The organism is Pseudomonas defluvii (assembly GCF_001695625.1).
Classification (GTDB): domain Bacteria; phylum Pseudomonadota; class Gammaproteobacteria; order Pseudomonadales; family Pseudomonadaceae; genus Aquipseudomonas; species Aquipseudomonas defluvii.
Map to the genome: position 1 here is coordinate 1 of NZ_MBPN01000056.1, position 13,261 is coordinate 13,261.

Genomic DNA, 13,261 nt, shown 5'->3' on the forward strand with positions numbered 1-13,261 from the left:
AAGAAGTTGCGCAGCACTGCGCAACTTCTTGCGCACTTTTTCCTGATTATTTGTGCAAAAAACGACCAGTTCTGTTTGGTTTGTTTTTAAGCTTATGATTTTAAAGCATTTTAAAAAGTTGGCACGATCCTTGGCATTAGTCATTTCGTCGTGGGGCGGATTTCGCCCACGGTTTTAATGACTTTTTAGCAAGGAAAATACCAATGGCTACTCCTGCATACATGTCCGTCGTGGGCACCAAACAAGGCCTGGTTACGGACAGTGCCTTTACCGCAGATTCCGTCGGCAACACCTACCAGGAAGGTCATGAGCATGAGGTCATGGTTCAGGGCTTCCAGCACGAAGTGATCATTCCCCGTGACCCGCAATCTGGCCAGCCTACAGGTCAGCGCGTACACAAGCCCGCAGTCGTCACCAAAGTGTTCGATAAGGCTTCGCCGCTGCTGCTGGCGGCACTGACGTCCGGTGAGGTGCTTAGAAAGGTCGAGATCAAGTGGTACCGCACCTCGGCGTCCGGCACCCAGGAGCATTACTACACCACCACCCTGGAAGACGCGATCATCGTCTATATCAAAGACTACATGCACAACTGCCAGGACCCAAGCAACGCGCATTTCACGCATCTGCAAGACGTGCATTTCACCTACCGCAAGATCACCTGGACGCATGAGGTCTCGGGTACCTCCGGCTCTGATGACTGGCGCGCGCCGGTTGCCGGCTAAGGCTGATTGATCTTACTGCGCAGCGGTCAGCCTTCGTGTCGCCCGCTGCGCACTGCCTGGCGCTGCCGATACCCTGACGGAGGAACATTGGATGTTCGCACCGGCCAATCAACCGCATTTCCGCCTGACCATAGAAGGTCTGGAACATGACCTTCAGGTGCTGTCCTTCAACGGGCAGGAGGCGATCAGCCGGCCGTTTCACTTCGAGCTCGAACTGGTCAGTGAACGACCCTCGCTCGATCTGGAGGGCCTGTTGCACAAGCTTGCTTTTTTGCAGTTTTCGCCCAATGGGCATGGCATACATGGGCAGATCTACCGCGTTGCCGTGGGCGATGCCGGTAAGCGCCTGACGCGCTATCGGATCACGCTGCGACCGCGTCTGTCCTATTTGGCGCACCGCAGTAACCAACGCATTTTTCAGCACCTGACGGTGCCGCAAATCATTGCTCGTGTGCTTGAAGAGCACGGCATCTTCAGCAACACCTATCGGTTTCACCTGAGTGGGGTCTATCCCGAGCGCGAGTACTGCGTTCAATACGCCGAGTCTGACCTGCATTTCATCCAGCGCCTGAGTGAAGAGGTCGGTTTGCACTATCACTTTCAGCACAGCGTCGAAGCGCACACGCTGGTGTTCGGTGATGATCAGACGGTGTTTCCGGTTCTTGCTCCTGTGCGTTATCAGCCCGACACGGGCATGGTCGCTGAAGTCCCCGTGATCAAGCATTTTGGCCTGCGGGTAGAGACGCGAACCAGCCGCGTCACGCGGCGTGACTACGACTTCAAGACACCGCGCCTCGAACGGGAGGGCAAGGCCGAAAGCGAGGCCAGGCCAGACCTTGAGGACTATGGCTACCCAGGACGGTTCAATCAGGACAAGCAGGGTGCTCAGCTGGCCAAGCGAGCGCTGGAGCGCCATCGTAGCGATTACCAGCAAGCACACGGCGACAGTGATCAGCCCTCGCTGGCCAGTGGGCACTTCCTGCGCCTGGCCGAGCATGGCAACCCGGCCTGGAACGACCTGTGGCTGTTGACCGAAATCACCCATGAAGGCCGACAGCCTCAGGTGCTCGAAGAAGCCATCGTCAGTGATTTCGACGCCGACCCCGACGGTTTCCGTCAGGGCTACCGTAATCACTTCGTCGCCACGCCTTGGGATACCCCATTCCGTCCACCGCTTGAGCACGCCAAACCGAGGTTGTTCGGCACGCAGAGCGCAGTTGTCACCGGTCCCGAAGGCGAGGAGATCTATTGCGATGCCTATGGGCGGGTGAAGGTGCAGTTTTTCTGGGACCGTGAAGGCCAGGCCGACGAGCGCACCAGCTGCTGGATGCGTGTGGCCTCCAACTGGGCCAGTCAGGGTTTCGGGGCTATCTCGTTGCCGCGTATTGGCATGGAAGTATTGATCAGCTTCCAGGAGGGGGATCCTGACAGGCCGTTAGTCACCGGTTGCCTGTTTCATGGCGTTCATCTTCCGCCTTACCGGCTACCTGACTTCAAGACCGTCGCGACGGTCAAGAGCAAGGAGCACAAGGGTAGCCGCAGCAACGAGCTGCGCATTGACGACACCACCCGAGAGATCAGTATTGCACTGCGCAGTGACCACGGGGCCAGCGCGCTGAACCTCGGCTACCTTACCCATCCCCGGCCCTCGGGTGGCAAGCCGCGGGGGGAGGGCTTTGAGCTGCGTACGGATCGCCACGGTGCCGTCCGTGCCGCCGCCGGCTTACTGTTGACCACGGAGCCGCGGCCACATGAAAGCAAACACCACAAAGACCTGCCGGAAACGGTAGATCGCCTGGCCACAGCCAGCGACCAACAGGATGGCTTTGCCGACCAAGCCCGCGATGTGCAGGCGCAGGAACATGGCGATCAGGACGAAGTCGCCAAAGCGTTGCAGCGACAGCACCAAGGAATATCCGGGCGAGGGCCAACCACTCAGGCTCGCGAGATATTTCCAGAGTTTGTCGAGCCGCACCTGGTGCTGGCCAGCCCCGCCGGCATTGCGTTGACCACACCAGGCTCCATGCACTTGGCTGCCGGCGAGCACCTGGCGCTGAGTAGCACCGAACACACCAGCCTGGCGATCGGTAAGCGCCTGCTGGTCAGTGCCAGCCGAGGTATGCGCCTGTTCGTGCAGAGCCTGGGTTGGCGCCTGGTCGCAGCCTCCGGTGATATCGACGTGCGAGCCCTGAGGGACAGTATCAACCTGTTGGCAAAACTCAATGTCACGGCGACAGCTGAACGCATCACCCTGAAGGCCAAGACGGAATTGGTGATCCAGGGCGGCGGCAGTGCTACCACCTACAACGCGTCGGGTATTACCCATGCCACCAGTGGTCAGTACAGCGCTCATGCCAGCAACTTTGCTCACGTAAGCCCCAAAACCAATGTTGCAGTGTTCCCGACTTCGCCGCTATCGGCTCAGGGTAGCCTCGAGCTGTTTAACCGCTATGCCAGCCGTCAAGGCATCAAGGCCGGCGGGTTCGAGGTGGCGGATGCGATGGGGAAGCCGCTGAAAGGATGCCTGGATGAGACCGGATTCATGGGGGCTTCGGGAGCATCCGCTGGGCCGGGAAGCGTGCAGTTTGGCCCGGATCCGTCAAGCAGTTGGCTCGATGCAAGCCTGGTCGAAAGGCCGCAGTGGATGCAGGAGATACCTGCGCTCGAGGCGACGTTGAGCGACGTACAGATGCTGCTCGATCCGGTACTGCCAGCACTGCAGAGCGGAGCACTCAAACCGCACATCGGGGCATTGTTACCCCGTGCGGCCAGTGAGATTTCCCCTGACATCTTGCCACCCGACTCCATTCACAACGTGCTCCAGGATGAGCTCACCTCATGACCGGTCCTACCTCCACGCTACCCCCTCGCGAACCGCAGATCGCGGTCGTCCCGCTCAATACCTTGACCGTTGAAGACGTCGGCCTCAGCGCCGGGCGTTTCGATGCCTGGCTGCAATCGATCAGCGGCGGCCTGGTTACCCTTGAGCGGTTGAAGAACGCGGCCGCAGGCCTGCCGATCACCGGCAATATCATTGCCCTGGTCGATGCCTTGAATGACATCGTCACGTTGATGGAAAGCGACCCGCCCGACCCGCTGGACTGGGTCAGCCTGGGCATCAACCTGATCGGCATGATGCCCTTGCCACCGGGCATGACCGCTGCGCGCATGAGCCTGCGTCCGGCGTTGTTCCTGCTGCGTCAGGAGGTGCGCAACAACCCGGCGGCGGCATTCGGCGATGCGCTGGTCGGGCTGCTGGCGGGGCACTTGAACAGCACCCTGGCCGGCACCCTCGATGACTTCGTCAGCCAGGCTCGGGGCAAACTGCCGGGTTTGCTCGACGATGCCAGCACCTTTGGCGAACGCTTGTTGGAAGAAATCGCCGGCAGCCTGGAGCGGGTGGTCACGGCCACGCTCGACGCCCAGGGAGATCTGCACCTGGCCGGGCACCAGATGCACCGTGCCAGCCAGCAATTGCTGCATGATCCGCTGGCGTCGATCGACAACGCCCTGAACGCGGCCTACAGCGTCTACAAGGCCGCCGGTAAAGGTGTGAGCAACACCGCGGCGCAGCACCTGCTGCCCGAACAGGCCCGCAGCCATGCCCTGCGTCAGGTCGGATTACTGCGTGCGATGGGCCCGCAACTGCGCCAGCAACTGAGCACTCAGACCGACCCGGGCAGCCCCCACACGCTGGCCTGGCTGCTGCAGCGCCTGGAGCAGGCCGTGAGCCTCTGGCGGCATCGCCGCCGTCATGGCCAGAGCATCAACATCAAACCCCATGGCGTTACCCAGGTGCGCCACCAACTCCCTAACGGCCTGCTGGAAACCACCCGCCAGCAAGCGCCGGTGACGGCCAACCCCAACCCGCGAAAAAACGGCGCGTGCAGCGGCACCTGCAACAGCATCAGCTTTGCCCTGGGCACCGAAACCCTCAGCCACACCGACTTCAGCCTGCCGGGCACCTATCCGATCAACTGGACCCGCACCTACTGCTCGCGGCTGGCGGCCTATGACCAGGGCCTGCTCGGTGCCCGCTGGATCAGCGCCTTCACCACCGGCTTCGACTGCGTCGACGACGGCCTGCTGTACCACGATGCCGACGGTCGCAGCCACGCCTACCCGTTGCCCAAGGTGGGCAAGGCGCACGTCGACGGGGTGGAAAACCGCGTGCTGATGCACGCCCGCAAGGGCCTGCTGGTGCTGATCTACGGCCATGAACGCAAGGAAGTCTACGAACAGCACGGGCAACACTACCGGCTGAACAACGTGCTGCTGCGCAGCGGCGCTGGGCTGTTGCTGCGCTACGAGCACCGGTACGGCGAGGCGGCGCGGCTGTCCGACCTGTACACCTACCAGGATGACCTCTCGCAACTGCACCGCCACCTGGGCACCGAACTCGATGACCAAGGCCGCCTGCGCAGCCTTTGGGAATACCGCGACGGCGTGGCCCAGCGGCGGCTCTGCACCTACCACTACGATGACGCTGGCGATCTGGTGCACGCCGAGGACGAACACGCCGCTGCCTGGACCTACCAGTACCAGCAGCACCTGCTCAACCGCTACACCGACCGCACCGGGCGCGGCCTCAACCTGCAGTGGCAGGGCGAGGGCGCCGATGCCCGTGCCGTGCGCGAATGGGCCGATGACGGCAGCTTCGACACCCGCCTGACCTGGGACCCGCACCTGCGCCTGACCTACGTCACCGACGCCCACGGCCAGGAAACCTGGCACTACCTCGACCGCCAGGGCTACACCTACCGCATCCGCCACCCCGACGGGCGCTCGGAGTGGTTGTTCCGTGACGCCGCGAAAAATGTCATCCGCCATGTACACGCCGACGGCAGCAACGACCGCTACGGCTACGACCGCCACGGCAACCTGCTCGAACACATCCTTCCCGACCACCACGTGGTGTATTACGCCTACGACGAGCTGAACCAACTGACCAAGGTCTGCGACGCCGAAGGTGGCCAGTGGCTGCGTGACTACGATACCCGGGGCAACCTGATCGAAACCACCGACCCGCTGGAGAACAAGACCGAGTACGCCTACAACCTGGCGGGCCTGCCGACGCGGGTCACCGACGCCAATGGCAACGAGAAAACCTTCGCCTACAACGCCGCCGGCCAACTCACGCGCTACACCGACTGCTCCGGCAAGGTCAGCCACTGGGCCTACGATGAACGGGGGCAGATGACCCGCTTCAGTGACGCCGCCGGGCAGCACACTGACTACCAGTACGCCGCTGGCCAGTTGGTACTGATCCGCCACCCGGACAACAGCGAAGAGCGCTTCGCCCGCGATGCCGAGGGGCGCCTGCTGACCCATGTCGATGGCCTCGACCGCTGTACCACCTGGCAGTACAACGGTGCCGGGCTGATCGCCGAACGGGTCGACGGCAACGAACAGCGCTTGCGCTACCACTGGGACCGCCTCGGCCGCCTGACCGGCCTGGAAAACGAAAACGGCCGGCGCGCCACGTTTCACTACGACCCAGTCGGTCGCCTGCTGAGTGAAACCGGCTTTGACGGCCAGGCCCTCGGCTACCAATACGCCGCCGACACAGGCCGCCTGGCCCGCATCGTCAACGGCGAGCACCTCACCGACCTTGAATTCTACCCCATGGGCCGGCTGCTCGAACGCCGCGCCCGGCTGGGCACCCAGGAACAGCGGGAAACCTACGCCTACGACGGCAACGGCCAACTGATCATGGCCAGCAACGCCCACAGCCGCGTGCAATGGTTCCGCGACCTGGCCGGCAACCTGACCCGTGAACACCAGCACTACCTGGACCTGAAGACCCCGACGGTAGCCGTCTGGAAGCACGAATACGACGCCCTCAACCAACGCTGTGCCACCGTCCGCCCGGACGGCCACCGGGTCAGTTGGCTGACCTACGGCAGCGGCCACCTGCTGGCCCTGCGCCTGGACGCGCACGAACTGCTCCACTACCGGCGCGACGACCTGCACCGAGAGATCGAACGCCAGCAAGGCAACGAACTGCTGCACACCCAGCAATGGGACCCGATGGGGCGCCTGCAGGCACAAACGCTCCAGCGCGGCCAACAGACCCTGCTCAAACGCGACTATCACTACGACCGTGCCGGCCAACTGACCCACCTGGACGACAGCCGTCGCGGTCCGCAGCGCTACCACTACGACCGGGTCGGGCAATTGCTCAGCGCGACCACCCGCCATGGCCGCGAGACCTTTGCCTTCGACCCGGCGGGCAACCGGCTCGACGACACCCACGGCCAGCCGCAACCCCCGCTGGAAGCCAACCCGCGGACCACGCAACTGGTGGACAACCTGCTGCGCGAATACGCCGGCCGACACCATCGTTACGATGCCCGTGGCAACCTGGTCGAACGCTGGCAGACCGGCGACCACAGCCGCCTGCGCTGGGACCTGTTCGACCGCCTGGTGCAATTCGAAGACCAACGCCTGCGGGTGGACTACACCTACGACGCCCTTGGTCGGCGCCTGTCCAAATGCTCGGTCGCACACTTCACCCCAAGCCCGCTGGCCGGCTCCGGCTGGAACGAAAACGAACGGATCAAACGCCAGCAGCACTACGACTGTGGCTATACCCTGTACGGCTGGGACGGCGACACCCTGGCCTGGGAACACCGCCCCGTGCGCCATGCCGGCGAAACCGGGCGGATCATCCACTACCTCTACGAACCGGGCAGCTTCGTACCCGTGGTGCAGGCCATCCGCCTGGGAAACATGAGCCTGCACAAACAGCCGGTGTACAGCGACCACTACCGCCTCGACGAAGACCCGCTGTGGGCCACCCAACCCGAGCCCGAGCCGTTCTCCGAACTGCTCTGGTACCAATGCGACCACCTCGGTACCCCGCAGGAACTGACCAACCAGCAAGGCGAAATCGTCTGGCGTGCGCAGCACAAGGCCTGGGGCGAAACCCAGGTGCAGTGCTCGGACTGGGCGCAGCACAAAGGCATCCAGAACCCGCTACGGTTCCAGGGGCAATACCACGACCATGAGACCGGCCTGCACTACAACCGCTATCGGTACTATGATCCCTTGGTCGGACGGTTCATCAGCAAGGACCCGATTGGTTATGCAGGTGGGCTGAACCTGTATGTGTATGCGCCGAATCCGGTTTTTTGGATTGATCCGTTTGGGTTGGCAAGGTCGGGGAGGTGGCAGCAAGTAGGTGGTGGTCGGATTCGTATTGATCTCCCTCATGTGGAAAATACAAATCAGCAGGTCCACGCTCACTGTCAGTGCAACTCGAGGCGTAATGAAATTGTGATAAACAAAGATGGTACTCAGAGCCATGGTTCGCGGGGTGGGATTTCAGAGTTGACGCGTAAAGAGAAGGAATATTTGAGAGGGAAGGGTTTTGATCTATGAAAAAATTAAAAAAATTCTCGGCTTACGGTACTGTGTTAGGCTCGGATCAGCTTGTTCGGCTTGACGAGGTTTCAATAATTGCTGATTCTGAAACTATTAAGTCGCTTGGTGAATTTTTCATTAGAGCTTCTCGTGAGATTTCAAAAAATAAACTTGAGCATGTGCATTTGCAGGATTTGATTGAGTGTTTTTCGGAAAAAAAGCATGTGGATATTATTCTGTTAAATAAAAAATTAGTTCTTCGTGGTAAAAGCTAAGGCTGATGGGGGAGACGTACCATTTGGCTCGCTACTACGAAAATCACCACATGACTCATAACCTTTTACGCGCTGGGGAGCTTGGTACCAGTGGATCAGGCTCAGGCTCATGCTCAAAAAGCTGTTATGCAGCGACCTCCTCGGTACCCCGCAGGAACTGACCAACCAGCAAGGCGAGATCGTCTGGCGTGCGCAGCACAAAGGCATTCAGAGCCTGTTACGTGATGTTGCCGCCGCACAATTAATAGGGAATAACTTCGTAAGAAAGGGGGTGGCACGATGAAGGACATCATCCGCTTAGGCGACACCACCAGTCATGGTGGTACTGTACTTGAGGCCTTTACCCACACTAACCTCAACGGCAAGCCCATTGCGGGCGTTGGTCACAATGTCAGTTGCCCGCTCTGCAAGGGTATTTTTCCGATAGTCGAAGGCAGCAGCACTTATTCCGTTGAGGGTGTCCCCGTTGCACTCGATGGCATGAAAACCGCCTGCGGGGCCCATTTGATTGCCAGCGGCCCTCGTGGCGCAGTCATTCGCTAGTGTTAGCGGGGCAGGTTATCCACTGGCTCGGCGAACCGCGCAGCGCTGTGTCAGGGGAGGTCATGCGGCATTTTCTTAGGTATTTCCTTTGATTTAAAGAAAATTCCTACAGCTCCATGGGAATCGTCCTCTTTAAGGAAATATCTATTGGGGGGATATTCATTTCGGTGTCAGGTTTTTTACTTTCAGGTTGATATTTTTTACTGGCATGCCTAGTGCCTGCTTGTTGCTATTTTTATTTTTAAGAATCAGTCCGCTCAGTTTTGCCGCTCAGTTTTGCAGTTACGTGCATTCAGACGATTGATTCCTTTTTATGAAGTTGGTGGATGTCGTACTCATCTAAACTTTCTGCTCGTTATCTTGAACTTGCCAAGCGCTCTGTTTCACCAGGGGGCTTTGCGGGAGAGGATGTGCGCTTTTCGGTTGAGTTCGAGGCGCTGGAGGCTGAGCTGGGCAAGGCGCAGTCCATGCATGAGAGTGGTCAGGTCGACTGGATAGCAGTGCTTGAGCGTAGTGAAACGCTGTTGCGTGACCAGTCCAAGGATCTGCGGGTTGCGGTCTGGTTGACGTGGGCCTTGTATCAGCGTGAAGCCTTTCCGGGGCTTCTGGCGGGCATTGGTTTGTTGCGTGTGTTCTGTGAGCAGTATTGGACGGATATTCATCCACAGAAGCTGCGTACTCGCAGTGCCGCCATGCGTTGGTTGGTGCCGCGCCTTGATCAGGCTTTGAGCGAGACGATTCCGGTCAAGGAGCAGCAACCACTGTTCCGCTGCGTGCTTGAGCATCTGGAGGGCTTGGAAAAGGCGCTGACGGTACACCTGGGTGACGACGCACCGTTGCTGTTACCTGTCTGCCGACGCCTGAACAGCATGCTTAAGCGTGCCGACGATGATCGGCATGAGGCCGGCACTGTCGGTGCGGTAGTGGCTCAGGTCAAACAGGCGGCGGCACAGCTGTTTACGCCCGGCTCACCGATTGACAACGAGAAGGATGCCCACAAAGCGCTGCGTGCACAGCAGGAGGGTGCACGTCCGCTGTGTGCCTGGTGGCTGCGTCAGAAAGCGACTGATCTTCGTGCCTTGCGCCTGAACCGTACGTTGTTGTGGCTGCCGATTGATGTAATGCCAGAGCGCAATGCCGAGCAGGTCACAGCTTTGCGCGGGCTGCCGAGCGACAAGTTGAGAGCTTATCAGGAGCAGTTTGAGCAGGGGCAGTACGCTGATCTTCTGCTTGAACTGGAGGCCAGCCTGGCCAAGGCGCCATTCTGGTTCGACGGCCAGCGCCTGGTCTGGGAGTGCCTGCAGGCGCTAGGTGCTGAGCAGGCGATGCGTGAAGTGGAAGTTCACTTTGCCTTGTTGCTGCAGCGCCTGCCAGGCGTAGTCGAATTGCGTTTTTACGACAGTACACCTTTTGCCGACCCTGCCACTCGTAGCTGGATCAGTGCGCAGGTGATACCTCATTTGCACAGTACCGAGGTGCCGCGCAAGGTTGAAGTCGGTAGCGATCAACCTGAATGGGAAGACGCATTGGAGGCTGCCCAGCCCATCCTGCGCAAGGAGGGGCTGAAGGCTGCCGTACACCATCTCAAGCAAGGCTTGAGAAGTGCCCATGGAGGGCGCACGCGTTTTTTTTGGCAGTTGAGCATGGCTCGACTGTGCTTCATGGCCAAGAAATACGAGTTGGCCAAGACACAGCTCGAAACCCTCGACCAGGAACTCCAGCGTTCGGGCGTGCATGCCTGGGAGCCTGACCTTGTGCTCGAGGTGTTGAACCTGCTGCACGGCTGCTGTGAGTTGTTGCCGCAGAACCATGCCGTCCGCGAGCGCAAGGACGAGATTTATCGACGGCTGTGCCATCTCGATCTTGAAGTGGTACTCGAATAGGCCCAAGGGCCGCAACCGAAAGGAGAAACACCATGGCCAAAGAAGGCTCGGTAGCGCCGAAGGAGCGCATCAACGTCACCTTCAAGCCTGCTACAGGCGGGGCTCAGGAGGAGATAGAACTGCCGCTGAAGTTGATGGCGATCGGTGACTATACCCAGCGAGTGGACGAGCGCAAGGTTGAGGATCGCAAGCCGATCAGTATCGACAAAATGACCTTCGACGAAGTGTTGGCCAAGCAGGAGCTGAGCCTGACGCTGAGTGTGCCTAACCGTCTGCAGGACGACAGCGACACTGATGAGCTGGCTGTGCAGTTGCGGGTCAACTCGATGAAGGACTTCAACCCGGCCAGCTTGGTCGAGCAAGTGCCTGAGTTGAAAAAGTTGATGGAACTACGTGACGCACTGGTAGCCCTCAAAGGCCCGCTGGGTAACGCACCGGCCTTTCGCAAGGCTATCGAAGGCGTGCTTGCCGACGATGAGTCGCGTGCACGTGTACTGGGTGAGCTAGGGCTGAACACCGCCCCGGCCCAGGACGCCTGAGCCTCCCATTTGCCAAGGAAGTCATCACCATGAGCAGCACTGCGACACAACAGAACAGCCCTGAAAACAGCGAGTACAGCATTCTTGACAGCATCATCGCCGAAACCCGCCTGACGCCCGACGATGATGCCTATGGCATCGCCAAACGTGGCGTCTCGGCGTTTATTGAGGAGTTGCTGAAGCCGCACAATAGCGGCGAGCCGGTGAAGAAGGCCATGGTCGATCGCATGATTGCCGAGATCGATGCCAAGCTCAGCCGGCAGATGGATGAAATTCTTCACCATGCCGATTTCCAGTCGCTGGAGTCTGCCTGGAGAGGCCTGCAGTTGTTGGTGGAACGCACCAACTTTCGTGAAAACATCAAGATCGAGATTCTCAACGTTTCCAAGCAAGACCTGCTGGATGACTTCGAGGATTCGCCCGAAGTGATGCAGTCAGGCCTGTACAAGCATGTCTACACGGCTGAATACGGCCAGTTTGGCGGGCAGCCGGTGGGGGCGATCATTGCCAACTACTTCCTGTCACCCAGCTCGCCTGACGTCAAATTGATGCAGTACGTCTCCAGCGTTGCCTGCATGTCGCATGCTCCATTCATCGCGGCTGCCGGCCCGAAGTTTTTCGGCCTGGAAAGTTTTACCGGCTTGCCGGACCTGAAGGACCTGAAAGACCACTTTGAAGGCCCGCAGTTCGCCAAATGGCAGAGCTTCCGGCAGTCCGAAGATGCGCGCTACCTCGGTTTGACACTGCCGCGCTTCTTGCTGCGTAACCCGTACGATCCGGAAGAAAACCCGGTGAAGTCGTTTTTGTACAAGGAAACCGTCGCCAACAGTCACGAGCATTACCTGTGGGGTAATACCGCTTATGCCTTTGGCACCAAGCTGACTGACAGTTTTGCCAAGTTCCGCTGGTGCCCGAACATCATCGGCCCGCAAAGCGGTGGCGCAGTGGAGGACCTTCCATTGCATCACTTTGAAAGCATGGGCGAGATCGAGACCAAGATCCCCACCGAAGTGCTGGTGTCTGACCGTCGCGAATATGAGTTGGCCGAGGAAGGCTTCATTTCCTTGACCATGCGCAAGGGCAGCGACAACGCCGCATTTTTCTCTGCTAGTTCGGTGCAAAAACCGAAATTTTTCGGCATCAGCGCCGAAGGCAAGACGGCCGAGTTGAACTACAAGCTCGGCACCCAGTTGCCATACATGATGATCGTCAATCGCCTGGCCCACTACCTGAAGGTACTGCAGCGCGAGCAGATTGGTTCGTGGAAGGAACGCACCGACCTTGAGCTGGAGCTCAACAAGTGGATTCGCCAATACGTCGCCGACCAGGAGAACCCCAGCGCTGAAGTGCGTGGCCGCCGCCCGTTGCGAGCAGCACAGATCATCGTCAGCGATGTGGAGGGTGAGCCGGGCTGGTACCGCGTGAGTCTGAATGTGCGCCCGCACTTCAAGTACATGGGGGCTGACTTCACGTTGTCGCTGGTCGGCAAGCTGGACAAAGAGTAACCGGGGTTAGGGCCATGAATGGAAACGGCAGCCTTTTTGAGCGGTTGAGTGGTGAGGCTGACAAGCGCATCGGCTGGAGCCGTGAAGCGTGTGTCACCGCTTCGGTGGCCACCCATCTGGCGAAGATGCTCAGTACCCGTGCGGGCAGTGTGCAAACGCTATCCGATTATGGCCTCCCTGATCTGAACGACATGCGCCTGAGTTTGCACGATGCTCTGAGCCAGGCCCGTAGCGCCATCGAGCGTTTTATCGAGGCCTATGAACCGCGTCTCTCCTGCGTGCGTGTTGTGTCCCAGCCGCGTTGTCACGATCAACTCAAGCTGTCCTTCAGTATTGAAGGGCTGCTTGACGTAGATGGCGTCAAGCGGCAGGCCAGTTTCTCCGCGCACATCAATGGCGGCGGACAAGTGAGCGTGACGTGATCATGGA

The 13,261-nt window shown here is 59.6% G+C and carries 10 protein-coding genes; all 10 read left to right on the forward strand.

The window, feature by feature from the left end; all coding sequences use genetic code 11:
* Nucleotides 1-203 precede the first annotated feature (203 nt).
* On the forward strand, nucleotides 204-722 hold the full coding sequence (locus EKA13_RS15930) for an Hcp family type VI secretion system effector (protein ID WP_065760319.1): 519 nt from the start codon (nucleotides 204-206) through the stop codon (nucleotides 720-722).
* 91 nt (nucleotides 723-813) lie between these two features.
* On the forward strand, nucleotides 814-3,564 hold the full coding sequence (locus EKA13_RS15935; protein ID WP_083199824.1) for a type VI secretion system Vgr family protein: 2,751 nt from the start codon (nucleotides 814-816) through the stop codon (nucleotides 3,562-3,564).
* Nucleotides 3,561-8,105 carry an RHS repeat-associated core domain-containing protein gene (locus EKA13_RS15940; protein ID WP_065760320.1) on the forward strand — a complete coding sequence of 1,515 codons (4,545 nt, stop codon included), beginning with the start codon at nucleotides 3,561-3,563 and terminating at the stop codon, nucleotides 8,103-8,105. The genes EKA13_RS15935 and EKA13_RS15940 overlap by 4 nt, the downstream gene beginning before the upstream one ends.
* Nucleotides 8,102-8,362 carry a hypothetical protein gene (locus EKA13_RS15945; RefSeq protein WP_065760321.1) on the forward strand — a complete coding sequence of 87 codons (261 nt, stop codon included), beginning with the start codon at nucleotides 8,102-8,104 and terminating at the stop codon, nucleotides 8,360-8,362. The genes EKA13_RS15940 and EKA13_RS15945 overlap by 4 nt, the downstream gene beginning before the upstream one ends.
* A gap of 109 nt (nucleotides 8,363-8,471) precedes the next feature.
* Entirely contained in the window at nucleotides 8,472-8,645 is a 174-nt protein-coding gene (locus tag EKA13_RS15950; RefSeq protein ID WP_083199825.1) for an RHS domain-containing protein, read from the forward strand.
* Nucleotides 8,642-8,905 carry a PAAR domain-containing protein gene (locus EKA13_RS15955; RefSeq protein WP_065760322.1) on the forward strand — a complete coding sequence of 88 codons (264 nt, stop codon included), beginning with the start codon at nucleotides 8,642-8,644 and terminating at the stop codon, nucleotides 8,903-8,905. The genes EKA13_RS15950 and EKA13_RS15955 overlap by 4 nt, the downstream gene beginning before the upstream one ends.
* Nucleotides 8,906-9,231: 326 nt before the next feature.
* Nucleotides 9,232-10,788 carry a type VI secretion system protein TssA gene (tssA, locus tag EKA13_RS15960; RefSeq protein WP_065760323.1) on the forward strand — a complete coding sequence of 519 codons (1,557 nt, stop codon included), beginning with the start codon at nucleotides 9,232-9,234 and terminating at the stop codon, nucleotides 10,786-10,788.
* A 32-nt stretch (nucleotides 10,789-10,820) separates the two neighbouring features.
* Nucleotides 10,821-11,327 (forward strand): type VI secretion system contractile sheath small subunit, encoded by a 507-nt coding sequence (gene tssB, locus EKA13_RS15965; RefSeq protein WP_065760324.1) that lies wholly within the window; start codon nucleotides 10,821-10,823, stop codon nucleotides 11,325-11,327.
* A gap of 29 nt (nucleotides 11,328-11,356) precedes the next feature.
* Nucleotides 11,357-12,832 (forward strand): type VI secretion system contractile sheath large subunit, encoded by a 1,476-nt coding sequence (gene tssC / locus EKA13_RS15970; RefSeq protein WP_065760325.1) that lies wholly within the window; start codon nucleotides 11,357-11,359, stop codon nucleotides 12,830-12,832.
* 14 nt (nucleotides 12,833-12,846) lie between these two features.
* On the forward strand, nucleotides 12,847-13,254 hold the full coding sequence (gene tssE, locus EKA13_RS15975) for a type VI secretion system baseplate subunit TssE (protein ID WP_065760326.1): 408 nt from the start codon (nucleotides 12,847-12,849) through the stop codon (nucleotides 13,252-13,254).
* Nucleotides 13,255-13,261: the final 7 nt, after the last annotated feature.